Origin of the sequence: Microbacterium sp. K35, assembly GCF_004794375.1 — a bacterium.
GTDB lineage: Bacteria > Actinomycetota > Actinomycetes > Actinomycetales > Microbacteriaceae > Microbacterium > Microbacterium sufflavum.
This window is the reverse complement of the sequence record NZ_SSDM01000110.1, coordinates 1-25,775: the sequence shown is the minus strand read 5'-3', so window position 1 is coordinate 25,775 and position 25,775 is coordinate 1. Positions and strand designations below refer to the sequence as shown.

At 69.4% G+C, this 25,775-nt stretch carries 26 protein-coding genes, 3 tRNA genes and 1 riboswitch; of the genes, 12 read left to right on the top strand and 17 right to left on the bottom strand.

Annotation, left to right across the window (positions count from 1 at the left end):
* Positions 1-657: CLIPPER-2 domain-containing protein (locus DW299_RS03270; RefSeq protein WP_136035632.1), on the top strand; the 657-nt coding region annotated here is incomplete at its 5' end.
* Positions 658-844: 187 nt separating this feature from the next.
* Here DW299_RS03270 and DW299_RS03265 read toward each other — a convergent pair.
* The 3 genes from DW299_RS03265 to DW299_RS03255 all read right to left on the bottom strand — a co-directional run bounded on the left by DW299_RS03265 (position 845) and on the right by DW299_RS03255 (position 1,389).
* A tRNA-Ala gene (locus DW299_RS03265) sits at positions 845-920 on the bottom strand.
* A gap of 22 nt (positions 921-942) precedes the next feature.
* Positions 943-1,019, bottom strand: a tRNA-Ile gene (locus DW299_RS03260).
* Between the two features lie 130 nt (positions 1,020-1,149).
* Complete coding sequence (locus tag DW299_RS03255) at positions 1,150-1,389, bottom strand: cell division protein CrgA (protein ID WP_136033213.1); 240 nt, start codon at positions 1,387-1,389, stop codon at positions 1,150-1,152.
* A gap of 101 nt (positions 1,390-1,490) precedes the next feature.
* Here DW299_RS03255 and DW299_RS03250 point away from each other — a divergent pair, with 101 nt between their 5' ends.
* From DW299_RS03250 to DW299_RS03245, 3 genes are read left to right on the top strand one after another with little or no spacing between them, the layout of a single operon-like run.
* Positions 1,491-2,285, top strand: coding sequence for a class E sortase (locus DW299_RS03250; protein ID WP_136035631.1), 795 nt, complete (start codon positions 1,491-1,493; stop codon positions 2,283-2,285).
* Between the two features lie 26 nt (positions 2,286-2,311).
* Positions 2,312-2,467: a hypothetical protein gene (locus tag DW299_RS18860; RefSeq protein WP_168387293.1), complete on the top strand. Its 156-nt coding sequence runs from the start codon at positions 2,312-2,314 to the stop codon at positions 2,465-2,467.
* On the top strand, positions 2,464-3,096 hold the full coding sequence (locus tag DW299_RS03245; RefSeq protein ID WP_136035630.1) for an anthranilate synthase component II: 633 nt from the start codon (positions 2,464-2,466) through the stop codon (positions 3,094-3,096). Before DW299_RS18860 ends, DW299_RS03245 begins: the two co-directional genes overlap by 4 nt.
* 23 nt (positions 3,097-3,119) lie before the next feature.
* On the opposite strand, the gene pknB is transcribed toward DW299_RS03245, so the two are convergent.
* Genes pknB through DW299_RS03210 form a run of 7 tightly spaced genes read right to left on the bottom strand, consistent with a single transcriptional unit; the run spans position 3,120 to position 11,972 of the window.
* Positions 3,120-4,811, bottom strand: coding sequence for a Stk1 family PASTA domain-containing Ser/Thr kinase (pknB, locus tag DW299_RS03240; RefSeq protein WP_136035627.1), 1,692 nt, complete (start codon positions 4,809-4,811; stop codon positions 3,120-3,122).
* Positions 4,812-4,851: 40 nt separating this feature from the next.
* Positions 4,852-6,588 (bottom strand): protein kinase domain-containing protein, encoded by a 1,737-nt coding sequence (locus tag DW299_RS03235; RefSeq protein ID WP_240745302.1) that lies wholly within the window; start codon positions 6,586-6,588, stop codon positions 4,852-4,854.
* Positions 6,585-8,039 (bottom strand): peptidoglycan D,D-transpeptidase FtsI family protein, encoded by a 1,455-nt coding sequence (locus DW299_RS03230; RefSeq protein ID WP_136033222.1) that lies wholly within the window; start codon positions 8,037-8,039, stop codon positions 6,585-6,587. The genes DW299_RS03235 and DW299_RS03230 overlap by 4 nt, the downstream gene beginning before the upstream one ends.
* Before the next feature lies 1 nt (position 8,040).
* On the bottom strand, positions 8,041-9,426 hold the full coding sequence (locus DW299_RS03225; protein WP_136033224.1) for an FtsW/RodA/SpoVE family cell cycle protein: 1,386 nt from the start codon (positions 9,424-9,426) through the stop codon (positions 8,041-8,043).
* Positions 9,423-10,727 (bottom strand): PP2C family protein-serine/threonine phosphatase, encoded by a 1,305-nt coding sequence (locus tag DW299_RS03220; protein ID WP_136033227.1) that lies wholly within the window; start codon positions 10,725-10,727, stop codon positions 9,423-9,425. The genes DW299_RS03225 and DW299_RS03220 overlap by 4 nt, the downstream gene beginning before the upstream one ends.
* A 7-nt stretch (positions 10,728-10,734) precedes the next feature.
* Positions 10,735-11,250 (bottom strand): FHA domain-containing protein FhaB/FipA, encoded by a 516-nt coding sequence (locus DW299_RS03215; protein ID WP_136033230.1) that lies wholly within the window; start codon positions 11,248-11,250, stop codon positions 10,735-10,737.
* Positions 11,250-11,972 carry an FHA domain-containing protein gene (locus tag DW299_RS03210; protein ID WP_136035625.1) on the bottom strand — a complete coding sequence of 241 codons (723 nt, stop codon included), beginning with the start codon at positions 11,970-11,972 and terminating at the stop codon, positions 11,250-11,252. The genes DW299_RS03215 and DW299_RS03210 overlap by 1 nt, the downstream gene beginning before the upstream one ends.
* Before the next feature lie 144 nt (positions 11,973-12,116).
* Between DW299_RS03210 and DW299_RS03205 the strand changes: the two genes are divergently transcribed.
* The 6 genes from DW299_RS03205 to DW299_RS03180 all read left to right on the top strand — a co-directional run bounded on the left by DW299_RS03205 (position 12,117) and on the right by DW299_RS03180 (position 16,405).
* Positions 12,117-12,199: transfer RNA gene (locus DW299_RS03205), tRNA-Leu, on the top strand.
* Between the two features lie 302 nt (positions 12,200-12,501).
* Positions 12,502-12,855 carry a lactococcin 972 family bacteriocin gene (locus DW299_RS03200; RefSeq protein ID WP_136033263.1) on the top strand — a complete coding sequence of 118 codons (354 nt, stop codon included), beginning with the start codon at positions 12,502-12,504 and terminating at the stop codon, positions 12,853-12,855.
* Positions 12,856-13,069: 214 nt separating this feature from the next.
* On the top strand, positions 13,070-13,690 hold the full coding sequence (locus tag DW299_RS03195; protein WP_136035624.1) for a hypothetical protein: 621 nt from the start codon (positions 13,070-13,072) through the stop codon (positions 13,688-13,690).
* Between the two features lie 20 nt (positions 13,691-13,710).
* Positions 13,711-14,727, top strand: coding sequence for a hypothetical protein (locus tag DW299_RS03190; protein WP_136035622.1), 1,017 nt, complete (start codon positions 13,711-13,713; stop codon positions 14,725-14,727).
* Positions 14,718-15,338, top strand: a complete 621-nt coding sequence (locus DW299_RS03185) for an ATP-binding cassette domain-containing protein (RefSeq protein ID WP_136035620.1) — start codon at positions 14,718-14,720, stop codon at positions 15,336-15,338. Before DW299_RS03190 ends, DW299_RS03185 begins: the two co-directional genes overlap by 10 nt.
* Complete coding sequence (locus DW299_RS03180) at positions 15,335-16,405, top strand: hypothetical protein (RefSeq protein WP_136035618.1); 1,071 nt, start codon at positions 15,335-15,337, stop codon at positions 16,403-16,405. Before DW299_RS03185 ends, DW299_RS03180 begins: the two co-directional genes overlap by 4 nt.
* 286 nt (positions 16,406-16,691) lie before the next feature.
* Here the strand turns inward: DW299_RS03180 and DW299_RS03175 are convergent, their stop codons facing one another.
* From DW299_RS03175 to DW299_RS03150, 7 genes are all read right to left on the bottom strand, one after another.
* Positions 16,692-18,596: an ABC transporter ATP-binding protein/permease gene (locus DW299_RS03175; protein ID WP_136035617.1), complete on the bottom strand. Its 1,905-nt coding sequence runs from the start codon at positions 18,594-18,596 to the stop codon at positions 16,692-16,694.
* Positions 18,596-19,765: a peptidoglycan-binding domain-containing protein gene (locus DW299_RS03170; RefSeq protein ID WP_168443065.1), complete on the bottom strand. Its 1,170-nt coding sequence runs from the start codon at positions 19,763-19,765 to the stop codon at positions 18,596-18,598. Before DW299_RS03170 ends, DW299_RS03175 begins: the two co-directional genes overlap by 1 nt.
* Positions 19,766-19,772: 7 nt before the next feature.
* Entirely contained in the window at positions 19,773-20,675 is a 903-nt protein-coding gene (locus DW299_RS18855) for a hypothetical protein (RefSeq protein WP_168387128.1), read from the bottom strand.
* Positions 20,676-20,903: 228 nt separating this feature from the next.
* Positions 20,904-21,893 carry a hypothetical protein gene (locus DW299_RS03165; RefSeq protein ID WP_136035613.1) on the bottom strand — a complete coding sequence of 330 codons (990 nt, stop codon included), beginning with the start codon at positions 21,891-21,893 and terminating at the stop codon, positions 20,904-20,906.
* Positions 21,890-22,513: an RNA polymerase sigma factor gene (locus DW299_RS03160; RefSeq protein WP_168443064.1), complete on the bottom strand. Its 624-nt coding sequence runs from the start codon at positions 22,511-22,513 to the stop codon at positions 21,890-21,892. Before DW299_RS03160 ends, DW299_RS03165 begins: the two co-directional genes overlap by 4 nt.
* Before the next feature lie 49 nt (positions 22,514-22,562).
* Positions 22,563-23,018: a peptidase inhibitor family I36 protein gene (locus DW299_RS03155; RefSeq protein ID WP_136035611.1), complete on the bottom strand. Its 456-nt coding sequence runs from the start codon at positions 23,016-23,018 to the stop codon at positions 22,563-22,565.
* Between the two features lie 136 nt (positions 23,019-23,154).
* A complete protein-coding gene (locus tag DW299_RS03150; RefSeq protein WP_136035610.1) occupies positions 23,155-24,297 on the bottom strand; it encodes a calcium:cation antiporter in 1,143 nt (380 codons plus the stop codon).
* Positions 24,298-24,492: 195 nt separating this feature from the next.
* Positions 24,493-24,557: riboswitch (guanidine-III (ykkC-III) riboswitch) on the top strand.
* Positions 24,558-24,684: 127 nt separating this feature from the next.
* On the opposite strand from DW299_RS03150, the gene DW299_RS03145 reads away from it, so the two are divergent.
* Both DW299_RS03145 and DW299_RS03140 read left to right on the top strand, forming a co-directional pair.
* Complete coding sequence (locus DW299_RS03145; RefSeq protein WP_136035609.1) at positions 24,685-24,942, top strand: hypothetical protein; 258 nt, start codon at positions 24,685-24,687, stop codon at positions 24,940-24,942.
* A gap of 62 nt (positions 24,943-25,004) precedes the next feature.
* A partial coding sequence (locus DW299_RS03140) for a cytochrome b (protein WP_136035608.1) occupies positions 25,005-25,775 on the top strand: 771 nt, incomplete at its 3' end.

The window sequence follows — 25,775 nt, the reverse complement described above, 5'->3', positions numbered from 1 at the left end:
GGCAACGGCCTGACCGATGTGGGTGACACGATCGCGTACTCGTTCACGATCACGAACACGGGCAACGTCCCGTTGGCCGATGTCGGGGTGAACGACCCGAAGGTCGGCACCGTCACCTGCGACGTCACCACGCTCGCCCCCGGAGAGGTCGCGATTTGCACCGCGGCGCCGTACGTCATCACGCAGGCCGACGTCGACGCCGACCGGGACCGCGCCGCCGACGAGGGAGAAGTGATCCACTACGCCTTCACCGTCGCGAACACGGGCAACGTCACGATCGAGAATCTGGGCATCGACGACCCGATGCTGGACGAGCGCGGCGACGCCATCACGTGCCCGCTCGTGCCTCTGGCGCCCGGTGAGCAGGCTCTCTGTACGGCCGACCATGTCGTGACCGCGGCGGAAGCGACCGGTGGCGACCTGACCAACGTCGCTACCGCCACGGGACGTACGGGGACCGATGATCCGATCACGAGCGACCCGTCGACGGTGAGCACGCCCACGGATCCGGAGACACCGGAACCCGCACGACTGCCGACGACGGGTGGTCGGGATCAGACGGCCGCGGCACTGCTCGCGCTCGCCCTGATCCTGGGCGGAGTCACGCTGGTCGTCGTCCGGAGGGGAGCGCGCCGCCGCCCGACGGACATCGGATAGCTCGACCGGGGGGCCGAGCGACGGGGCTCGGTCGGGCGCACCCACATCGTGGGGCGTCCGACCGGGCTCCGGCGGGGCGCGGCCTGGATGAGGCGGAGCACACCGGCAGCACGACGCCACGGTGGTGAGGATCGATGCCGAAGCACGACCGGAAGGGGTCGGTGCGCGGGAGGGAGGAGATCCGAGGTGGTGGAGCCTAGGAGATTCGAACTCCTGACATCCTGCTTGCAAAGCAGGCGCTCTACCAACTGAGCTAAGGCCCCGTGAGGGATTTCTTGAATTGAATGGTGGGGCTACCAGGACTTGAACCTGGGACCTCTTCATTATCAGTGAAGCGCTCTAACCGCCTGAGCTATAGCCCCGTCAACCTCCAAGACTTTACCGGAGAATCTCGGAAAATCCGAATCGAGCGCGAGGAGCCCGATGCACACCACCGCCGGCACGACGAAGCCCCCTCGCGCGGCGAGGGGGCTTCGGAAGAGAAGGGGCTGGTCAGCGCCAGCGTGTGGTCATGAGGAACCCGATGAGAGCGATGCCGAGACCGATCGCGAGGTTCCAGTTGTCGAGGCCCGGGATCGGGAACTGCATCCCCGAGATGTAGAACACGAGGATCCACGCGAGACCGAGAAGCATGAAGCCGATCATCACCGGCTTGAACCAGACGGCGTTGGGAGCGGCGTCGCCCTCGGCGCGCTCGACGACGGGTTCTTCGGTCTTGCGGTCACGTGCCATGCCGTCATTGTACCCGGGAGACCTCTGCGCCCACGAGAGGCGGTCACAGACGGGTGCCTCCGCACGAGCCCGTGTTCAGTGTCGACGGATAAGATCACGCCATGACTGCATCCGCCGTGCCTGGGGGGCGCCACGGACGTCGGCAGCGGCCCCGGTCGCGCGCCACGTTCGCGAGCGTGCTCGGCGAACTGCTGCTCACCGCCGGGGTCCTCGTCCTCCTCTTCGTCGCATGGCAGATGTGGATCGGCGACATCATCATCGCCGCCCAGAAGAACGACGAGGGTGCGGCGATCTCGCAGCAGCTCGCGGCGGCCGATCCCCCCGCACTGCCGCCGAAGGTCGAGACCGACGACGGCACCACGGTGTACCAGGCGCCGGTGCCCGCCGCCCCCGCCGACGGGGCGTGGTTCGGGCAGATGCACATCCCGCGCTTCGGCGCCGAGTACAACTTCGGCATCTACGGCGGGACCAGCCGTGCCAGGACGCTCGACCAGAAGGGCATCGGGGTCTACACCGACTCGAAGATGCCCGGCGAGGTCGGCAACTTCTCCCTCGCGGGCCACCGCACCACCTGGGGCAAGCCGTTCAACCAGCTCGACAAGCTGCAACTGAACGACGCGATCGTGGTCGAGACCCCCGACGGCTGGTACACGTACCGCTTCCGCACGCTCGAGTACGTCACGCCCACGCAGACCGACGTGCTGGCCGACGTGCCGCAGATGCCCGCACAGCAGACCGGCGAGCAGTACATCACCCTCACGGCGTGCTCCCCCCTGTACTCGCTCGCCGAGCGGATCGTCGCCTACGGCGTGTTCGAGAGCTTCCAGCCGCGCGCCGAAGGGCCGCCGTCCGCGCTGACCGACCCGCCTCCCCCGCCCGCCGCTCCGTCGGTGTGACCACGAACGATCAGGAGACACCACCCATGTACGCCGCACTCTGGCGCCTGCTGCCCGGTCCCTGGTGGCTGCGTGTGCTCATCCTGCTGGTCGTGGTCGCCGCCGTGCTCTACGCCCTGTTCTGGTACGTGTTCCCCTGGATCAGCCCGTTCATCTCCCCGGGTGAGGTCGACGTCGAATGACCCGCGTGCTCGTCGTGGACAATCACGACAGCTTCGTGCACACCCTGATCGGCTACCTCCACGAGCTCGGTGCCGACACCACGATCGTCGAGGCGGACGAGGTCGATGCGGCGCGGGTCGAGAGACTGCTCACCGCGCACGACGCGCTGCTCCTGTCGCCGGGGCCGGGCTCGCCCGACGACGCCGGCGTCTCGCTCGATGCGGTCCGCCTCGCCGCCCGCTCCGCCGTGCCCATGCTCGGCGTGTGCCTGGGTCACCAGGTGATCGGCGCGGCCCTGGGTGCCCCCGTGACCGGCGCCCCGGAGATCATGCACGGCATGGTGTCGGCGGTCGCGCACGACGGCTCGGCGCTGTTCGACGGCATCCCCTCGCCGTTCACGGCAGGCCGCTACCACTCCCTCGCCCTCGCGGAGCGCGACCTGCCCGCCGAGCTCGCGGTGACCGCACGGACGGCGGACGGCACCGTGATGGCCCTCGAGCACCGCACGCTCCCTTTCCACGGGGTGCAGTTCCACCCGGAGAGCGTGCTGACCGAGGGCGGCTACCGTCTGCTGGCGAACTGGCTGCGACTGTGCGGCGACCCGGACGCCGTGTCGCGAGCAGAACGACTGCACCCGCTCACGCGCTGACCCGGGTGTCGGACGGCTGCGCGTCAGGAACCGGTGCAGTAGCGCAGCTCGACCGAGGAGTTGATCGGCACGTCGCCCGGAGCGACCGACATCGAGTGCACGGTGGCCGGGTCGGTGGCGGGGCAGTCGCTCTCCTCGATCGGCACCGGGGTGAGCCCGAGATCCGTGAGCGCCTTCGATGCGGAATCGACCGACCAGCCCACGACATCCGACAGGGTGACCTTGCCGCTGGCGACCTCCAGGTTCACGACCGTGTTCGGCGCCACCTCGGTGTCGGCCTTCTCGCTGGCCGTCATCACGGTGTTCGCCGCGAGGCCCTTGTCGTTGCGCTGGGTGACCGTGCCGAGCTGCAGCCCCGCCTTCTCGAGCGCCTCGGTGGCCGCGGCCAGGGACATGCCCTCGAGCTTCGGCACCACCACGGTCTCCTCGCCGGACGACACGTAGAGCGTGACGGTGGACCCCTGCTCGACCGACACCCCGCTCTCCGGATCCGTGCGGATCACGTTGCCCTCGGCGATGTCGGGGCTGGACTCGATGACGATCTTCGACGAGAGGTCGAGCTTGGCCAGGTCGTCCTGCGCACGCTCCGACGCCACATTGGTCAGGTCGGGCACGACCCTCGACGTGCTGGGCACCTCGGACGGGCGCATGCTGATCGTGACCACCCAGAACAGGACCGACGCCAGAAGCACCGCCAGCAGCGCGACGCCCGCCCAGATCCACGCGACCGGCGGGCCCGACTGCGTGCGGGTCATGGTGGTGTCGCTGCTGAGCTGCCGCAGCGACCGCGCCGTCTCCTGCGCCTGACGCGGGTTCGGGCCATACAGCTCGCTGGTGAGCGCGCCGATCTGCTTGCGCGTGGGGGCGGCACCGGTCACGGCCGAGTCGAGGGCCGCGCGGAAGTGCGCCGCGTCGGGGAAGCGCTGGTACGGGTCCTTCGCGAGCGCGCGCAGCACGATCGGGTCGAGCGCCGCCGGGGACTCCTCGTTCACCTCGGACGGAGGGATCGGTGTCTCGCTCACGTGCTGGTACGCCACCGCGACCGGAGACTCGCCGCGGAACGGCTGGCGCCCGGTGAGCAGCTCGTACAGCACCACGCCGGTGGAGTACAGGTCGGCGCGGGCGTCGACCGGCTCGCCCTTGGCCTGCTCCGGCGAGAAGTACGCCGCGGTGCCGATGATCTGCGTGGTCTCCGCGACCGTCGAGGAGGAGTCGGACACCGCGCGGGCGATGCCGAAGTCCATGACCTTGACCTGACCCTTGTCGGTCACCATCACGTTGCCGGGCTTGATGTCGCGGTGCACCACACCCGCGCGGTGCGAGTAGTCCAGCGCCTCGAGGATCCCGTCGACGTAGCGGACGGCGTCGGCCACGGGCACCGGGCCCTCGGCGATGATCTTCTTCAGCAGGGTGCCCTTGACGAGCTCCATCACGATGTACGGCGGCTCATCGGACGAGGGGTCGCTCGTCGACGGGTCGCCCGCGTCGTACACCCGCACGATCGACGGGTGGGACATGCGCGACGCCGCCTGCGCCTCCAGCCGGAACCGCGTGCGGAAGCTCGTGTCCCTGGCCAGTTCGGGGTCGAGGATCTTGATCGCGATCTCGCGACCGAGGGTCAGGTCGTACCCGCGGTACACCTTCGCCATTCCGCCGTGCCCGATGAGCTCGTCGACGCGGTACCGGCCCGCGATGACTTGTGGCTCTGTCGACACGGATGACCCCCCTGAAACTACAAAACAGCTGGACTACAGGCTACCCTTCGGCGCCGCCACCTCCGTCACCCTCGCCATCGTCGGGGGCCGTGATGGTGACCGACAGCGGGGGCGACGCGTTCGACGTGCGCTGGTCGCCGCCCGAGCACATGGCCTGGTAGGTGACGATGAGCTGCTGGCCCACCGCGTCGCCGACCTTCACCTGCGTGTTGCGCTGCGTCGGCTGGAAGTTCGGGCCGCCCGAGACGAACGAGCCGTTCTGCAGCGACACGACGTAGCCCGACAGGGTGGTGCCGCTCGGGCACGTGAAACCGGTGCCCCAGGCCACCGTGACCGTGCTGCCCGCGACCGGGTCGCCCGTGAGCGTCGGGGTGTCGGTCGGCGTGGGCAGCGGGGTGCGTGCGGCGTACACGGTCAACGCGATCGGCGTCGTGGTCTCGACGTTCCCGGTGGGCTGAACCCGGTACACCTGACCGACCTCCGCGTCGCTCGGGGCGGGATCGCCGTCGGCGCACGTGACGTTGTTCGTGAAGCCCGCGTCGGCCAGCGTCGCGGTCGCCGTGGCGCAGTCCATGCCGTTGAGGTTCAGCGCAGCCACGTCGACGCGCGTCACCTCAGGCGTCGGACTCGTGGAGGGCGACGGGGGCGGCGTGGTCTGCGCGGTGGTCGGGCTGTCGGACGGCTTCGGGTCTTCGCCGCGGTTGCCGAACATCGCCCACAACGTGCCCACGAGCACGATGACCAGCAGAGCGATCAGGGCGATCAGCGGCCAGGTCCAGGCGCTGCGCTTCTTCTTCTTCTCCTCCTCCGCGACGGCCTCCTCGGTGGGCAGCTGCGCGGTGGTGGGGAGGATGCGCGTGGCACCGTCGTTCGATGCCGTCAGCATGCGCGTGGCGTCGTCGTCGCCGGCGATCCCGCCCGTCGCGATCGCCGGAACAGCGATCGCCGCCGAGTTCAGGTCTCCGCGCCGCAGCGCCTGTGCGGCCCGCGCGACGGTCGCCGCCGAGGACGGGCGGTCGGCGGGCTTCTTGGCGATCATCGCCATCACGAGGTTCTGCACCGGGATCGGCACGGTCGGCGGCAGCGGCGGCGGCTGCTCGTTGATCTGCGCCATCGCGATCGCCACCTGCGACTCGCCCGTGAACGGACGCTTGCCGGCCAGGCACTCGTACGCCACGATGCCCAGCGAGTACGTGTCGGTCGCGGGAGATGCGGGGTGGCCGGACGCCTGCTCGGGCGACAGGTACTGCACGGTTCCCATCACCTGACCGGTCGCCGTCAGCGGCACCTGGTCGGCGATGCGAGCGATGCCGAAGTCGGTGATCTTGACGCGGCCGTCTGGCGTGATCAGCAGGTTGCCCGGCTTGATGTCGCGGTGCACCAGGCCGGCGGCGTGCGCGGCCTGCAGGGCGGACGCCGTCTGCGCCACGATGTCGAGCGTCTTGTCGGCGCTCAGTGCGCCGTCGCGCTCGAGGATCGTGGAGAGGGCCTCACCCGGCACGAGCTCCATGACGAGGTAGGCGCTGCCGTTCTCCTCGCCGTAGTCGAAGACGCTGGCGATGCCCTCGTGGTTGACGAGCGCGGCGTGCCGCGCCTCCGCGCGGAATCGCTCGAGGAACCCCGGGTCCCCCATGTACTCGTCCTTGAGGATCTTGATCGCGACGGTACGCCCGATGACGTGATCCGTCGCCTCCCAGACCTCGCCCATGCCGCCGATCGCGATCCGCGACTGCAGCTCGTAACGACCACCGAACGACACACCCTGCGTCGGCCTCATCTGCCCAGCACCGCCTCTATGACCTTCTTCGCGATCGGAGCGGCGATGGTGTCACCGCTCCCTGATTGTCCCTGCCCGCCGCCGTTCTCGACGACGACCGCCACGGCGACCGATGGGTCGTCCGCCGGGGCGAACCCGGTGAACCACAGCGTATGCGGCCTGTTTCCGTTCTCTGCCGTGCCCGTCTTACCGGCCACGTCGACCCCGTCTATTCTTGCACCCTGGGCCGCGCCGTTTGAGACGCTGGCGACCATGGCGGAGGTGATCTCGTTCGCCACATCGGCCTCCATCGCCCGCCCGAACTCGCTGTTCTGGAAGGCCTTGATCACCGACAGGTCGTTGCCGATCACGGCATCCACCATCTGCGGGTTCATGACCACGCCGTCGTTCGCGATGCCGGCCGACACCATCGCCATCTGCAGCGGTGTCGCGGTGACCTGTCCCTGCCCGAAACCGCTGAGCGCGGTCTGCGCGTCGTCGAGCGCCCGCGGGTAGCTGGACGGGGTCGAGGCGAGCGGCGTGTCGAAGCTCCGGTTGAAGCCGAACTTCTCCGCCATCTCCCGGATCGCGTCGTCGCCGAGCTCCACGGCGAGCTCCGCCATCGGGATGTTGCAGCTGAGGCGGATGGCCTCGGCGATCGTCACGGTCGCACCGGGACCGCACGTGCCGCCCCACGCGTTGGACACGCGGTTGGACGAGCCGGGCAGGGTGTACAGCGCGGGGTTGGGCAGCGTGGACTCCGGCGTCCATTTGCCGCTCGCGTATGCCGCGGCCGCCGTGACGAGTTTGAACGTGGAGCCCGGGGGGTTCAGGTCGCCGGCGATCGCGCGGTTCGACAGGGGCTTGCCCGGGTCGGCGACCAGCTGGTCATAGGTGGCGTTCGCGGCGTTCGCGTCGTGCGTCGCCATCAGGTTCGTGTCGAAGCCGGGGGTCGACACCATCGCGAGGATGCGCCCGGTCTTCGGGTCCATCGCCACGACCGCGCCCTGCAGACCGTCGAGCGCCTCGGCGGCAGCCCGCTGCGCGGCCGTGTTCAGCGACAGCTCGACGCTGTACCCGCGCTGCGGCTGACCCGACAGGATGCGCTCGATCTCGGAGAAGAACGCGTTGGAGCCGGTGCCGGAGAGGTCGGCGTTCATCGCCTTCTCGATGCCGGTGGTCGAGCCGAGCGCGGGGTTGAAGTACCCCGTGACCGTCTCCCACAGCGCCGGATCGGTGTACACGCGCTGGAACCGGTACTGGTCGTCGCTGGGCGTCGAGCTCGCGATCGCCGCGCCGTCGACGATGATCGCGCCGCGCTGGATCTCGAAGCTGTCCAGACGGGTGCGCTTGTTGTGCGGGTTCTGCGCGAGGCTGTCGGACTCGACGACCTGGATCCAGCTGGTCGCGGCGAACAGCGCGATGAACATGAACAGCATGATGATGCTGAGGCGGCGGAGTTCCCTGGTCATGTCAGCCGATCACCACCCGGGGCTGACGGCGCACGCCGTCGGAGATGCGCAGCAGCAGCGCCACGATGAGCCAGTTCGCGACGAGCGAGGAGCCGCCGGCCGCGAGGAACGGCGTGGTCAGACCCGTCAGCGGGATCAGCCGGGTGACACCGCCGACCATGATGAACACCTGCAGCGCGATCGTGAACGACAGTCCCGTCGCCAGCAGCTTGCCGAAGTCGTCCTGACCCGCGAGACCGATCCGCACACCGCGGCTCACGAACACCATGTACAGGCACAGGATCGCGAACAGCCCGATCAGCCCGAGCTCCTCCCCGAGGCTCGTGATGATGTAGTCGCTGTGCGCGAGCGGCGTGATCTCGGGGCGTCCCTGGCCCCATCCGGTTCCGATGAGGCCGCCGCGGGCGAGACCGAAGAGGCCCTGCATCGGCTGGTATCCGGCCACGTCGGGGTCGACCTGCGACGAGTCGAACAGGAAGAGCCAGTTGATGAAGCGGCCGCGCACGTAGCTGAGGATCTGCGTGGCGACGGCGACACCGGCGACCACGAGTCCCAGCCCGATCAGCACCCAGCTGGTCTTGCCGGTGGCGACGTACAGCATCGCGACGAACATGCCGAAGATCAGCGTTCCCGTGCCGAGGTCGCGCTGGAACACGATGATCCCCAGCGAGATGGCCCACACGACCAGCACCGGGCCCAGCTCCCGCATGCGCGGCCACGTGATGCCGAGCACGCGCTTGCCGACCGACGTGAGGCTTTCGCGCGTGCGCACGAGGTAGCCGGCGAAGAAGATCGCGAGGCAGATCTTCGCGAGCTCGCCCGGCTGGAACGCGAAGATGCCGCCGAGCGACACCCACACCTGCGCGTTCGCGTCGGCGATGCGCAGCCCGGGGACGAACGGCAGCAGCAGGAGCAGGATGCCCGCGAGGCCGAAGATGTACGTGTACCGGAAGAGCACACGATAGTTGCGCAGCAGGATCACGACCGCGATGGCACCGGCGAGCGAGATCGCCGTCCACGCCAGCTGCTTGGTGGAGTAGGCATCCCACCCGGTGTTCTTGAACGCGATGTCGATCCGGTAGATCATCGCCACGCCCAGCCCGGTCAGCAGGGTCGCGATCGGCAGCACGAAGGGGTCGGCGTCGGACGCCACGAAGCGCAGCACGATGTGCAGGGCGAACGCCAGCACGGCCAGACCGCCGCCGATCGCCAGGATCATCGGGTCGATCACGCCCAGGGCGCCCAGCTGCACGAGAGTCAGCGCGGCGCCGCTGATGGCGCACGCGAACAGGAGCAGCCAGAACTCCCGGTTGCGCTGCGTCTGCGGCATGCGCAGGCGCCGCAGGGCCTTGATGACGGTGGTGTCGGCCTGCACGTCGGTGCTCATCCGTCACCCCCCGCCGGAGTGTCGCTCGGGGTGGGCGCCGGCGTGGGCAGCGGGGTCTGCTCGATCACGTTCGCCTCGGCGCCCGTGCGCAGCCGGTCGACGATAGCCATCGCGTCGGACAGCGAGCGGGCCGAGATCGTGCGCTCGACCGAGGCCCGCTGATACGGCGGCAGGTCGGCGAGGAGGATGTCGGTGTCCTCCACCGGGGTGGACAGCGTGATCGGGCCGATGTTCTGCTGCACGCCCTGGAAGATCACCACGCTGTCGTCGTCGGCGCCGATGAAGTACCGCGTCTGCGTCCAGCTGTAGGCGGCGAAGGCCGCGAAGGCCAGCATCGCGATCACCACGAGCACTCCGGCGATCCAGCCGAGGCGGCGGCGTTTGGCACGGCGCCGGTCCTCCTCGATCAGCTCCTCCAGGTACTCGGGCGCCGGCTCGAAGTGGCTCGGTTCGTTCGCGGCCTGACGCACCGGGTGCAGCCAGTTGCTGCGCGGTGCGCGCACCGGCGGCACGTACACACCGGACGGGTTGGAGGCGGCGCCGACGATCGTCGCGGTGCCCGAGTGGATGGGATGCTGCCCGCCCACGTCGACCAGCACGATCGTGACGTTGTCGGGCGCGCCCCCGTCGAGCGCCTGCTTGAGGAGGTTGTCGGCCGTGCGACCCGGGGCGAGCCCCAGCTGCATGGCCTTGAGGATCCGCGCCTCGTCGACCACACCGGACAGCCCGTCGGAGCACAGCAGCCACCGGTCGCCGGGCTGCGTGTGCATGACGAACATGTCGAGCTCGGGGTCGGAGTCCATGTCGCTGAGCACCCGCATGAGCACCGAGCGGCGAGGGTGGTAGCGGGCCTCCTCCGGCGTGATGCGACCGGAGTCGACCAGGCGCTGCACGAACGTGTGGTCGGCCGTGATCTGCGTGAGCGCGTCGTCACGATAGAGATAGATGCGGGAGTCGCCGATGTGCCCGATCACCGCGTACTCGTCGACCATGATGATCGCGCTGAGCGTGGTGCCGAGGCCCGCGAGCTCCGGTCGGTCCTTCGCCGCACGGATCAGGTCGCCGGCGGCGGTCGTCGCGGCGGCCTGCAGCGCGGCCTGCGCATCCTCCGTCGAGGAGTAGGGCTGGTCCAGGGGCTCCAGGCGCTGGATCGCGATGCTCGAGGCGACGTCTCCACCGGCGTGACCGCCCATGCCGTCGGCGACGACGAACAGGTTCGCCCCGGAGTACCCGGAGTCCTGGTTGTTGGAGCGGACCTTCCCGGTGTGGGAGATCGCGACGCTCGAGCCCTCGAAGACCATGCCGGCGTCAGGCCCTCAGCTCGAACGTCGTGGCGCCCACCTTGACGGGGGTGCCGAGGCTGAGGGCGACCGGTCCCCCGGTCACGCGCTGCCCGGCGACGAAGGTGCCGTTCGTGGAGTCGAGGTCCTGGATCGCCCACGTGTCCCCGCGCAGGAGGAGGCGGGCGTGGTGGCTGGAGGTGTAGTCGTCGCGGATGACGAGGGCGGATTCGCTGGAGCGGCCGATCGTCATCGAGTCGGCGCCGAGCGGAAGCTCCAGCCCCGCCTTCGGCCCCGACGTGATGACCAGACGCTTCGCGGTCGCCACGGTCGCGGGGCCGGACGACGGGCGCGACGACGAGGAGGGCTTCGCGGGGGCGGCCGGCGCGGCGGCGACCGGAGCGCCGGCGGCGGCCTCGGCGGGCAGCTTGCGCGCCTTGACCCCGAACAGGTCGGCGCGCAGGGAGTACACGACACCGAACACGAAGAACCACAGCAGGACGAGGAAGCCGATGCGGAGCAGGAGCAGGACGAGTTCACTCATCAGAAGGCTCCGAACGCCCTGGTCGCGTCGTCGCCCGGGCGCGGGGGGCGCGAGGGGGCGGCGACGGGGACGATGCGGAACACCAGGTCGGTGCGGCCGATCGTGATCGTGGTGTCGGAGGGCAGCGCGGCCTCGCGCAGCTTCTGGCCGTTCACCTTCGTGCCGTTCGTGGAGCCCATGTCGCGGAGCATGGCGCGCTCGCCGTCCCACAGGATCTCCGCGTGCTTGCGGCTCGAGCCCGCGTCGGCGATCGTGATGTCGGCGTCGGACCCTCGGCCGATCACCGTGCGAGCCCGGGTGAGCGCGTGGCGGCGGCCGTCGACGTCGACCACGGCCTGCCAGTCGACGCGGCCCTCGACCGTGCCGGAGTTGACGCGCACCGTGCCCGTCGCGACCTTCTCGTCGGCTTCGAGCGTGAGCGACAGCGGCCCGGCGAAGCTGTAGCCCTGGGACTTCGCGTGCGTCGTGAGCAGTGCGTGCAGCTCGTCGGTGAGGGCGCCGCCGAGACCACGCATGCGGTCGGCGTCGTCGGGGCTCAACCGCACCACGTAGTTGTTGGGGGTGAGGATGCGGTCGCGGCTGACGACCGCGGCCTTCGTGTCGGCCTCGCGGCGCAGAGCCGAGGCGATCTCCACCGGCTGTATGCCGCTGCGGAAGGTCTTCGCGAACGCGCTGTTCACTGCGCGCTCGAGACCCTTCTCAAAGCTGTCAAGTAGTCCCACTGGGCTCCTCTGGCATGCCGACCGGTAGGGACATCGTAGCCAGGTGACCTGGGGGAACGCCGCCGCGGCCCCCCGGGGCGTGTGCAACGCGACCGAAAACGCGTGATATCCTCGGGAAGTTGAGTTCTTCGGAACGAGACACTCGCGCGAGTGGCGGAATGGTAGACGCGCTGGCTTCAGGTGCCAGTGTCCGTATGGACGTGGGGGTTCAAGTCCCCCCTCGCGCACAGCGAGTGAAAGAGCCGGTCAGGCATTGTTCTTGACCGGCTCTTTCGACGTTTATGCGAGCTCACCGTGCCTTGTCGGGCGCCACCGACATGGATCCGGTGTGCAACAAGGTTCGTAAGGAACTCGTCGCAGCACCCAAAAAGGGGCCAGCGGTGCCGACCGCGGAAGACACCAATCCTGGGAGAGTCGTCACACGAGGCGAGAAGCTGAGCTACGCGAGACTTCGGCGTGGCCATGCGGGACCGTTCTCTGACCGGGGGGTAAATCGCCATCCGTGTGTGATGACAGATTGGTTATTTCGATGAAGAAGCGCACTGCATCCTTGCTGGCGGGTCTGCTGGCAGTCGGCATCGTGGCCGGAGGAACCGTGTCCGCGAGCGCCCACGACCTGGGCTACGGCTGGGCCGCAAGCTCCAAGGTGGAAGGAGCGGCTGCTGGCGGAGGCAAGCACTGGTACGGCGTGCACGAGAACCTGAACGGGTCGAACCGTGGCAACGACAGCAGCTACTACCACGCCTCCAAGAAGCATCGGTCGAGCGTGAAGAACAGCACGGGTTCCATCGTTCGGTCTTCAGACCAGAACGGCGGAATCTGGGCCCGCGCATGGCAGCCCGGAACCGCGTTCGGCAACGAGGCCTACTGGTTCACGTACTGAGCTGACGCAGCCCGCCACGGTCTCTCAGCCCACCGCCACGACCGTGTCGTGTTCGCTGAACTCACAAGGATCGGACCGACGACATCCACGTCGGTCCGATCCGAACAGTCAGGTAGTCGTGTGAGACTCCTCGCGACTGCGATGTATTGCGGGGGCCGTTCGGCGGCCACCGCATAGCCGAAACCACGACCGGCGCCCAGTAAAGAGGTATGTGATGAGAATGAAGTCCCGCTCGCTTCGGCTCGTGATGACGGCGAGCGTGCTGATGGCGCTCATGACAGGGTGCAGTGCGGGAGAGGCACCCGACTCATCGAGTTCAACCGAGGCGGACAGCGCCGCAGGGGTGCCGGTTTTTCAAGGAAACTTCGCCGCCGAGTACCAAGAGGCGTGGAAGAAGAGCAAGACAGACGACGTGAGGGCGATCCTCGAGGATGAGCAGATCACGGACCAGGAATGGTCGCAGGTACTGAAAACGCTTGAGACGTGCCTCGACGACAACGGCATCTCCCTGACGGAGTACAAGGCCAACGGGAGCTACGAGGTGAACGCTGGTGGGATGGATGGCGAGATCGCCAATCAGAGAATGGGCGGGTGTGAAGAGGAAAGCGGCGAGGCCTGGGTCGGGTACCTCTATCGTTCCCAGACGTCCAACCCGGAGAACGTTCCCGCGACCCAGCTGCTCACCGAGTGCCTGATCCGCAACAAGGCTGTTCCCGCGTCCTACACGGAGGAGCAGTACCTCGAGGACGCCCCGAACCTGGCGTTCCCCTTCACCGATGAACACGGCTTCGCGATCTTCGAAGCGTGCAACGCGGACTTCTCCTTCAACAAATGAGAGGTTCCGTCTCCTCGAGCTTGACGATCGTCGGGTGCACGCTCGTCGTGGGCGCGGCGCTCGGCATCGGCGTGGCCTATTCGCTTCTGACCGCGAACACGCCGGACTCATTGAAGGGTGAGGACGAACTCTCCACCATCGCCGTGACGATGCAGGAGTTCGATGATCCGCGAAGCGTCGAACTCACGGCGGAGATCCTGCCGCCGGCGACTGTGACGGTGAACCGCCCCGGAACCGTGACGTCGTGGGCGTGCACGCAAGGGACGACTTTGAGCTCGGCAACGTCGTCTGTGGCGGTCGATGGCGTCAACCTGCTCAGCCTCTCGACCTCTGTACCCCTGTGGCGGGATCTCGTTCCCGGAGAAAAAGGACAGGACGTGCGGGCGCTCGAAGAGGAACTCGTTCGTCTGGGGCAACCTGCCAACGTCGACTCCGCACTCTCTCGCGACGAGATGAGAACGCTGACCACGCTCGCGAAGACCGTCGGCGTCGAGCTCGACGGGGCTCTGACACGAGACCTCGTCGTCTGGCTCCCCTCTCCCGCCGTGACGGTGGAGAAATGCGACGCGCAGTTGAGTGGCTCCGTGGCGCCGGGCGACTCACTCGCCACGGTCGACTCCGGGGTCGTCATCTCTGCGGTGTCGCTCCCCGAAGGCCGGCTGCCCGGCGCACGGTATCTGGATCTCCTCCCGGAGCCGGTAGCGCTGGGCGATGCGGGCGAGCTGCCGCCCGAGGTGACCAGCGACGCCGTCCGCAACACCGATGCTTTCCGGGAAGCGGCAAGCGCATCCCCGGAGGCAACGTCGCTGACCCTCAAAGGCACGGTGGTTCTGCAGACACCTGTTCAGGTCGCGGCCATCCCCGCAACTGCTGTCATGACGGATTCCACGGGCTCATCCTGCGTGTTCGTCGACAACGATCCGTTGGTCGTCACGGTGGTCGGGTCGGAATTCGGCAACTCCTTCGTCGTCTTCTCGGCAGACGAATCGCCCGCCTCGGTCGATGCGCAACCCGGCAAACGGCCGACATGCGGGTAGAGGTGTCGGACCTGGGACACGCGTACTCGCGTGATGCGTGGCTGTTCCGGGGGCTGTCGTACACGTTCACGCCGGGGCACATCTACGCGCTGACCGGTGCATCCGGGTCGGGGAAGAGCACGCTGATGGCGATCCTCGCGGGGTGGACCGCGCCAGCGGCCGGCCACGTGAGCATGGACGGCGTGGACTCGACCAGTTGGGTCTTCCAGAACCCCTACGGCGTGGCGAAACGAACCGCGATCGACCACGTCGCGTTCCCGTTCATCGCTTCCGGCATGCGCGCCGATGAGGCGGATGAGAGCGCCCTCGAGCTCCTCGGGCGATTCAACTTGCACGATGTCGGCGACAGACAGTTTCGTCACCTCTCCGGAGGAGAGGCGCAACGACTCATGCTCGCCCGAGCGGCGGCTTCATCACCGGACCTTCTCCTCGTCGATGAACCGACCGCGCAGCTGGATCGCGCAACCGCCCATGTCGTAAACGCTGTCCTCTCGAACGTCGCGTCCTCCCGCACCATCGTCATCGTCGCAACACACGATGAGGAGACGCGAGATGCCTGCGACGTCAACCTTGACCTCGCCCAGTACTCGCCGAGGGCCTTCGCCGAATGAGAGCACACGCGCTGCTTCGGGAGATCATCCGCAACCTCACCTCAGGCACGTCCCGCCTCGGGGCGCTGTTCTTTATCTCAACTCTGGCCCTGACCGTCGCCGTTCTCTCCGACGTCCTCACCATCTCGCGGACGGTGGACGACGCGATCGAGTATCGCGGCTCCGGCGCGGCCGTGATGACTCTGGCGCTCCCCGGACGTATCAACGGAGCATCCTGCGATGCGCTCGCCGACACCCCGAACGTTCTCGCCGCCGGCGCGATGCGCCCGGAAGGCAAGGTGACAGCCGGAACCCTACCTGGCGAGCCGCTCGACCTGTATACGACGACCCCTGCGTTCGCACGGGTACTTGGAGCGGAGGACGGCGGCTCTGGAGTCTATGTCAGCACGGATGTCGCCTCGAATCTCGGGTCGACTGCTCTGCCTCTGACGGCGGGCGCTCCCACGCCTGTCCGCGGCACCTACCCGTACCCGCCGGACGGTCGCCGCGCGGGCTTCGGCTGGGCGGTGCTGTCGCCGACCAGCGCAAGCGATGGGGCATTCGACGAGTGCTGGGTGCTGTCCTGGCCGCAACGGTCTGACCTCCGACAGCTGCTTCTCACCTCCGTCACGCCTGCGGCAGCTGGCGCCGCGGCCAGCGAGCAACCCATCGTCTCTCAGCTGAACACGAAGTACGGTCTCACGTTCGCTGGGTCCACCGAGTACGAGTCTCGGATCACCCGGTACGCGCCTTACCTTGCAGCGCTGGTCGGCTTCGTCTTGTCGGCCATGGCCGTCTGGTTCCGTCGCGTAGAGATCGCATCCAATCTGCACGCCGGCGCGAGCCGTGGAACTCTCTACCTTCAGCACCTCATCGAGAGCGTGGCCTGGTCGCTGCCCGCTGTCGCGGCGGCATGGATGGCGGGATTCCTTACGGCGACGATCACCGCGCCCACTGAGCTGCCCAGCCTGGCGCTCCGATCCGCGGAGATCGCGCTTTCCTTCTCCGTGGGCACGCTGACGGGAACGGCGTTCGGCTTCTTCCTGGTTCGTGAAGGGCGGCTCGGCCACTATGTGAAGGGCCGTTAGCCGGCGCGAACTCTTCATGCGGAACGCAACGAATGGTCCACTGCGCCGACCGGCTGACCTGAGAGGAGGCGGGGATGGACACACGCACAGTGGGCGTCATCGCCGCCGGGACCGCGCACCCCCTCATCCACGCGAGCCGCGACCTGTTCGACGAGGCCAATCGGGCGGGGCTGGGCGGACAGGACATGATCGCGGTGATCGCCGCCTTCGATGCGCGCGCGGGTGATGCAGCGGGCGACGCACCCGCGAACGCAACACTGAGAGCGTCGCGGACTCGGGCACACGCTCACGAGCGCAGGGCCGCGTTCGGAAGGACCGCCCCGGCTCGCACGGCCCCGGCGATCGCGCCCAGACAGGCGATCGCGACACCGCCGCCCAAGGCGAGGAGCGCGAGTCGCACATCGAACACCGGCGTCCACTGCCGCGCCAGCGTGACGGCCAGGATCGCCGACATCCCCAGGACCACCCCCACCAGCCCGCCGAGCACGCCGAGCAGCATCGACTCCGCCACCAGCATCGCACTCACGTGCAGCCGTCTGGCCCCCAGCGCTCGCCGCAGTCCGATCTCCGCGCGCCGCTCCGCGACCGAGCTCACCGTCGCCAGCACGATCGACAGCACGCCGCCGACCAGTGCCACGGCCGTGAGCACCGCCAGACTCATGCCGACGCTGGCCTCCACCTTCTCGCGGGTCGCACTCGGCGCCGGCGGCTGCGACACGTCGAAGCGCTCCGGCCGGAACGCATCCAACGCCACCGGGGCCTCCGCCGCGACCTGGCCGGCAGCACCCGCGCGCGTCACGAGGTAGCCCGACACCGAGCCGACGGGGGGTGCCGCGTCGGCCGCCGCGAGGATCATCGCCTTGCCCAGCAGATCCGTGCGCCGTGGCGACGACGACACGACCCCGGCCACCACGAACGTCTCCCCGTCGATGCTCACGGTGGGCGCCCGCTCGACCGGGCCGAGGCCTAGGTTCGCCGCGAGGTGCGTGCCCACCAGCACCTCGCCGGGACCGAGGGCGTCCGCCCCCTCCGCCCAGTCGACCTCGAGCCGCAGCGCGGCGACCGGATCACCGGCCGCCGCGAACACCCCCGTCTCGACCTCAGGCCGCGGCGCACCCACCCGCACCGCGTGGGTGCCGGAGTCTTCCACGACAGCGGCCGAGGTGACCCCGTTCAACTCCGTGAGCTCGGTCGCCGCAGCGTCGAGCGACGTCGTCAGCGTGGGCGACACCCCGTCGCCCGGCGCCTGCACCGCGACCTCCCGTGCGGCGACGGTGTCGAAATCGCTCGACACCTGCACGCTCGCGGACGACGCCAGCCCCAGTGTCGTCAGTGCGAGTGCCAGGGGGACCGCGAGGGCGGCGACCAGGGCCAGGGTGCGACCAGGGCGACTCGTCACGTTGCGCCAGGCGTCGCGAACGAGGTCGCCGAACCGCACGGTCGAGGCGCGGCCCGGGGGATGCGGTCCGCTGACGGGCGGGTGGCGGCGTGCGCCGTCCTCCCCCACGGGTGCACGCCGCGACCCATCGGACACCACCCGCCCGTCCGCCACCCGCACCCGCCGGTCCGCCCGCTCGGCGACCACAGCGGAATGCGTCACCACGATCAGGGTCGTGCCCGACCGCCGCACCTCGTCGAACAGCTCGAGCACCGCGGCACTGTTCTCCGAGTCCAGGTTTCCCGTCGGCTCGTCCGCCAGGAGGATCGGTGTCCGCGCCGCCATCGCCCGCGCGATCGCCACCCGCTGCCGCTGCCCGCCCGACAGCACGCCGGGACGGCTCTGCGCGAACTCCCCGAGCCCGACATCCTGCAGCGCGCGCAGCGCGAGCCCACGCCGCTCGTCGCGGTCCACGGCCCGATAGTGCAGCGGCAGCTCGACGTTCTCGACCACGGTGCGCCGGTCGAGCAGATGGAAGCTCTGGAAGATGTAGCCGAGCAGGTCCGATCGGGCCGCGGCAGCAGCACGATCGGAGAGCCCCGCCACATCGTCCCCGTCGATCAGGTAGCGGCCGGACGACGGACGGTCCAGGAGTCCGACGATTCCCAGCAGCGTCGACTTCCCCCCGCCGGACTCGCCCTCCACGGCCACGTACTCGCCCTGCGCGAAGACGACGTCCACCCCGTCGAGCGCCACGACCGGCGGCGTCGTCGGGAACACCCGCGAGACGCGGTCGAGCGACAGCGTCGGCACTACTGCACCCGCACTTCGTCGCCCGCGTCGAGCTCGCCGTCGTCGACCGCCGTCACCGCACTCGTGCCGTCCAGAGCCCCCCGCTCAGAGACCGCGACCTCGACGAACCCGCCCTCCCTCGCGACGAGCACGTAGCGGCTCTCCCCGCGCGACAGGACGGCGCGGGACGGCACGAGCAGCGACTCCTCCGCCACGATCTCCCGCGTGATGCTGACGAGCCCCTCTGCTCCGGCCTGCTGCGGGCGCTGGCTCGCGTCGGTGTACGCGAACAGCACGTCGAACGAGCTCTCGCCGTCCTCGTTCTCGACCTCGACGATGCGCAGCAGCGTGAGCGCGACCGTGGTCGAGCCCGCGAGCATCGTGGCCGACATCCCCTCCTCGAGTTGAGCGGCGACCGCCGGGACGACCGTCGCCTTGACCACGGTCTCTCCGGACGACGTCACCACGGCCGCCTTCTCGGGCAGCGCGCCGGTCGCCGGGATCGCCAGCACCGCGGCTGGAAGCTGCGGCACCACCAGAAACGCGGCAGCGGGCGCCGACACCACCTTCGTGGACGGAGGAGCCGGCGTCGCCGGGACCACCGGAGCGGCATCGCCGTCCGTGGCATCCGCCGCCGGGTCGACCAGGGGCACCGCGTAGCCGTTCGCCCGGAACAGTCCGGCCACCGCCTCCGCGGTCGCGCGTCCGAACGCACCGTCCGCCGTGAGCGCATAGCCCGCCGCGATCAGGCCGTTCTGCAGCTGGAGGACGTCGCGCCCCGTGTCGCCCGTCTTCATGTCGCGGAAGAAGGGGAACGACCCGGGCATCGCGAACAGGGGTTGGTTGTTCACCTCCAGCAGCAGCGTCCCCGCCGAGGCCTGCTGCCCCGGTGTGACGGGAGACAGCGTCACGCTCCCGCCGCCGTCCGGCGTCGGCACCGCGGTGGAGATCTCATCGACGTTGGCGACGGTGCCCTGGGCGTTGATCACATCGGCGAGCTGACCGCGGACCACCGTCGCGGTGATGAGGGAGGGATCGGGGGGCTGAGCGGCCGCGTCGATCTGCGCGGGAGACCGGAAGACGAGCGCCGCCGCCCATCCGCCGGCGAACAGGGCACCGGCAACCAGCACGGACGCCGTGATCAGGACGACGCGACGTGACCGGCGGGGGACGGCGGCCTCCTTCACCATCCGGCCGTCACTCCGCCGTCGCGAGCTCGGCGATCGTCGCGTCGATCTCCGCCGACACCGTGGCGACCTTCGCCCGCAGCGACTCGAAGGCCTCCGCGTTCTGCTCGTACGACGCGGCCTCCCGCTCCCACAGCGCGTCGTAGAACGCCTGCTGGAAGCCCGACGACTCCCGGCAATCCACATCCTCCAGCGCGAGCCGCACCTCCTCACGCGTGATGTCGCCCGTGCTCGGGTCGTCTCCGCTGAGGGGGCTCGTGGTGAACCGTTGCCGCACCGAGTCGGACGGCATGTCGATCGGAAGGGCGGGAAGATCCTCCACACCGAGGGGCACCATGCACTCGTTCCACCGATCGGCCGCTTCCCTCACGGCCGGGTCGGCCAGGGCGCCCTCGAACGCCGACCCGACGAACATGGAGGAGAAGTTCATCATGTCGGAGGAGTACCCGGGGATCCGCCCCTGCAGCTCGGCCGAGCACTCGTCGCTCACCGCGGCGGTCGCCGCATCGAGGTCGGCGGTGCGATACGCCTCCCACGGCAGCACCTCGAGGGGCAGCGCCTCCTGCGGGAGGTGGTATCCGTACGTGCTCGCGACCTCCTCGGTCAGCGCGGAACGCGTGGTCTCGCGGCCCTCGTAGGCGCTGTCGAAGTCGACGTACGGCACCGGCAGCGGCGTGCCCTTCTCCTCCAGGCATTCGGCGATCACGAGCGCACCCGCGTAGGCGGCCTTCTTGAGCATCTTGTCGGTCAGGACGTAGGGGTCCAGCGGCAGCGTCCACGCGGAGATGTTCTTCTCCACGCTGCCCGTCGGCGTCTGTTCGGCGGCGGGGGTGTCGGAGACGCAGCCGGTGGCGGCTGCGAGAGTCGCAGCCGCCACCAGCATCGCGCCGCCGAGACGAAGGTGTTTCGACACGGGTGAACGCTCCAGGGGTGAGGGGTCAGATGAACTTCGCCGACGCGGGATCCCACGTGACGCCGTACACGAGGCCCGAGTTGTTCTCGATGTTGCCGTCGCCCTGACGCCGATGTCCTTACCGCGAGCTTTCAGTGTGCGCGCGGATCGGGGCGTGCACGGGAAGCCCTTTTGCACGAGTGCCGTGTTCCTTACACGGCTTCTCCGGAGGGTCGCGACGGCCGCCTCTCAGCGCGCGGCATCCCACATCGTGTACGACACCACGCCGGCCGGCAGACCCTCCAGCGGCGCCACGAGCTCGCTCTCCACACCGACGATCCGGCCCGACTCGACGGAGATGAACGCGGTCTCCACCCGCTCGGGCACCACCGAGGACACCTGCACGCCGATCACGTCGCGCCCCAGGCGGTCGGTCGTCTCGCCCCGCACGGTCACGCCCCCTGCCTCGTCGAGCAGCTCCAGCAGCGCCGCGTGCTGGGCGTCCGTCAGCGTCCAGTACTGCAGCAAGCCGGTGATCGCGGCCAGCAGCTCCCCGGACGACGACGCCGACGTGGCCCCGAATGCACCGAGGGCCGCGTCGAGCTCGGCGCGCGAGCTTCCGGAGAGTCCGGCGACCGCGGTCGGCAGAGCGAACTCCTCCGGTGACAGGGCCACGGTGTCGATGAGCTCGCCGGGCGCGTACGGGCTCGCGGCGATGCCATCCGGACGCTCGCCGTCGGGCCAGTACGGCTCCCCCGCGACGATGGTCGAGACGGTCGGCTGACCGGGACCCCACTCCAGGGTGATCTCCTGGGGCACGACCTCGACGTGCTCGTCCGCCAGGTCGACGCTCCAGTTCCACGACACCGAGTGCACGACCGGGGCCTGCGCGACCGCGGCGTCGACCATCAGGGTGCGCTCCGCGTCGGCGAACACCTCCGCCGCGGTACCGGCTGCCGTGTAGTGCAGGGCGGGCGGGGTGAGCGCCACCGCGGGTTGCGTGGGCACCAGCACCGACACCGCGACGACCGTGGCAGCCGCGACGGCCGCTGTCGCCGTGACCACTCCGGCCCACACCAGGGCCGGGCGGCGGCGGCGCCTCTGCGGGCGGTAGTCGCCGCGGATGATGCCCTCGCGGATCGCGATCTCGGCCGCGGTGAGGCCGCTGTCGTCGGTCGTCCGCGGCGCCGGGTTCGCCGCACGGAACAGGCGGTCGAGCTCGGTGTCGGAGATGTTCATCGCGCCCGTCCCGTCTCGAGCTGGGCGCGCAGCTTGGTGCGTGCCCGCGTCAGGGTGGTCCACACGGCTCCGGGGCTGGTGTGCAGCGCCTCGGCCACCTCACCGGCGCTGAGCTCGTCCCAGTACGTGAGCACCACGACCTGCCGCTCCCTGGCGCTCAGCGACCGGAGGGCGCGCCGCAGCGCCAGTGCCTCCATCGGGTCGAGCGGCTCGGCCGGGTTGCTGAGCCCGCGCGTGAGCGCGTCGATGGCCCTGTCGCGGGACCGCGCACGCCGGCTGCGATCGCGCAGCTTGTTGTCGGCGGTGCGCAGGAACCACCGCAATCCCATGGGGCTCGCGGGGTCGAGTTTGCGCCAGGCGATCAGGAACACCTCGGCCGTGAGCTCCTCGACCTCCTCGGCGTCGTCGATGAAGCACTCCAGGTGGCGGTGGATGCGGGGCCAGTACTGGTCGAACAGCTGTCGGTACACCACCGCCTTCGTGCCGGCGCCGTCGTGCTCGGCCGCGCGCGACGTCGGCCGAACGCGGCCGGGCGCCACGCGCAGGAAGCCGGCGGCGTCGCCGGAACCGGGCGCCGCGACAGCGAGCGCGAGCGGGTGCGTGAACGTGAAGCGGAACATGCGCCCCTCCCTCACGCCGCGATCCGGTGTGAACAGGGTAGCGGCATGATCAGAACAGGCAACGGAGGTTCGTGACCGCCCCGACGACGTTCGCCGTGACCCCCGCGCCCGCCGACGCCAGCACCGTGCTCGCGGCATTGCGGGCCTGGACGGTCCCGGAGGAGCGGGCGTTGGCGATCGAGCGCACGGTGCTGAGGCCGGCGGTGCTGACGATCGAGCAGACGCTGAAGCTCAACCGCGTTCCGCCGCGGTTCGGCTCCGAGTAGGCGCAGTACTGTCCGGTCGCACAGCTGCCCACGGCCCGCTGGTATGGCGACGGGACGGTGAGTTGCATGCCGAGATCGGGCCACTCCGCGGTGTACGCGTCCACGGCGACGCCCCCGGGGACGTGCTCGAGCGCGTAGACGACATCCGGGTGGAGACTCTCGTCGGCGTGGGCGGGGGCGAGCGATCCCCCCACGAGCAGCGCCGTCGCGGCGAGGGTGACAAGGAGCTTCGTCTTCATGCGGGCCGTCCGGGTGTGGAGGAAGGGGTGTGTCCCTCCAATCTCGGGTGTCGCCGCCGTCCCCGTCGACCGCCGACCGCGCCTTGCCGCTCCGGGGAGTTCCTTACACACTTCTTTCCGGCCGCGACCCCCCCCGTCAGCTGAACAGGATGAGGACGTACACGGCGAAGGTCGCGAGGTGTGCGGCGCCGTGCATCGCCGTCACGCGCTTCGCGGAGAAGGTCGTGACCGACAGCAGCAGCGTGACGCCGAGCATCAGCAGGTTCGCGGGGGACTCGGCCAGCACCACCGTCTGCCCCGTGAGCATGCCGATCACCAGCACCGCGGGGATCGTGAGCCCCACGGTCGACACGAGCGCGCCGTGGCAGAGGTTCGTGACGCGCTGCGCCTCACCGTTCAGTGCCGCCCGCACGGCCGTGATCGACTCGGGCAGGAACACGATGCCCGCGATCAGGAGCCCCGCGAGGGCCACGGGCGCCCCGACCCTGCCGAGACCGTCGTCGAGCAGCGCGGCCATGTCGTGCGACAGCAGCACGATCGGCACCACCGTGACCACGAGCAGGAGCAGCCGCGTCACGACCTCGGTGCGATGCGCGGCGAGCACCTCCCGGATGCCGGGGCGCGGCTCCTCCGTACGAGCCGCGGTCCGCAGTCGCTTGTCGACCTCCGTGAAGTCCTCCGCCTGCGCGCCCATCTGCCGGAACAGGAAGAACGCGTACAGCGCGAGCGTCAGCACGATGATCGGGATCTCCTGCCCCACCGTGTACGCGCCGTCGTCGCCGATGAGCCCGGGCAGGGCGATCCCGAGCGCCACGAGCACCACCAGCATCGCCAGGTACGACGACGTGCCGGTGCGGTTGTGCGCCATCCCGCGGTGACGTAGCCCGCCCAGCAGCAGCGCGAGCCCGATCACGAGGTTCAGGATGATCATCGACACGGCCATCACCGAGTCGCGGGCGATCGTGGCGTGCTCGCCGGGACCGAGCATGACCGCGGAGATCAGGATCACCTCGATCAGCACGATCGACAGGGTGAGCACGAGCGAGCCATAGGGGTCGCCCAGCCGGTGCGCGAGGGCCTCCGCCTGCTTCACTACGCCGAACGCGCACACCAGGATCACCGCGACGATGCCGACGAGCGCGATCACCAGCAGCGGGCCGGGCACGGGTGGTGCGAGCAACGGGTGGGCGATCAGCAGCGCACCGAACGCACCCCAGCCGAGCGCCACGCGGACCACATCGACGGGGGTGACCAGCTGCCTGATCGACGGTCGGCTCATGGTCGGCTCCTCGCCGGTCGGCCTCTCCCTGGACATGACGACTCCCTCGTGAGTCAGTCGTCGTGTGCGGGTACTGCTCCCTCGTCCGCCGCCCCGGTGACCGGGGACACTCCCAGGGTAGCGGCGGAACCGCAACAGCACCTGTGCACGCGCGACGCGGGTTGGCCGGGCCTCCACGACCTCTGCTACGGTGGCCGCAGGTCCGAGTTCCGGACCTGCGGACGAGGGCGCAGTACCCGCAAAGCGACAAGACTGACCATGAAGGTCGTCTCGTGTCGCTTCTTGCCGGTGGAACCGTCCCCGCCTCCGCTTCGCCGCACACCGCGACCCTCCTGGCGCCGCGCTCTCCCGCCGACGTGCCTCCGGCACACAGCGAAGGGAGACTCCGTGGACGCGCTCTTCGGATCCATCATCGGCGTGATCATCCTCCTCGTCATCCTCGGGATCTCGCGGGCGTTCGCACGCGGATACCGCCACGGGGTGCGCTACGACGATCTGACGGTCGACCGGCTGCACGCCCTGACGGAGGGCGATCTCGCGGCGCTCGAGACGCGCGACGTGGACGCGTGGCTACGCCTGCGCGCCCTGGAGCGGCGCATGAGCGGCCTGCGCCGCCGGGCCGCCGAGCTCCGGGCCGACCGCTGACGCCCGCCCGCCCCCTTCTCCTTCCCCCGCTCCCGCTCACCTGACCACCCGAAGAGGACCCCATGGCCACGACGCGCACTCGCGACCAGGCAGACCACGACACCTCCCGACGACCCCTCGGAGGCCGTTTCGTCGGTTCCGCCGCCAACTACCTCGACGAGCGCACCAGCATCTCTGGACTGATGAAGGAGCTGGGGCGCAAGGTGTTCCCCGACCACTGGTCGTTCATGCTGGGCGAGATCGCCCTGTGGGCGTTCGTCGTGGTGTTCATCACGGGCACGTTCCTCACGTTCTTCTTCCAGGCGTCGATGGTCCCCACGCACTACACCGGTGCGTACGCCCCGATGCGCGGCATGGAGATGACGGCCGCGTTCGACTCGGCCCTGCGGATCTCGTTCGACATCCGCGGTGGGCTGCTCGTGCGGCAGATGCACCACTGGGCGGCGTTGGTGTTCGTCGCCGGGATCGGCCTGCACATGCTGCGGGTGTTCTTCACCGGTGCGTTCCGCAAGCCGCGCGAGCTGAACTGGGTGATCGGCTTCCTGCTGTTCATCCTGGCGATGGCCGAGGGCTTCACCGGCTACTCGCTCCCCGACGACCTGCTCTCGGGCAACGGTCTGCGCATCATCGACGGCATGATCAAGGGCCTGCCCCTGATCGGCACCTGGACCTCGTTCCTCCTCTTCGGCGGCGAGTTCCCCGGCACCGACATCATCGGACGGCTCTACACGCTGCACATCCTGATCCTGCCGATGCTCGTCATCGCGCTGATCGCCCTTCACCTGATCCTGATGATCGTGAACAAGCACACGCAGTTCGCCGGCCCCGGCCGC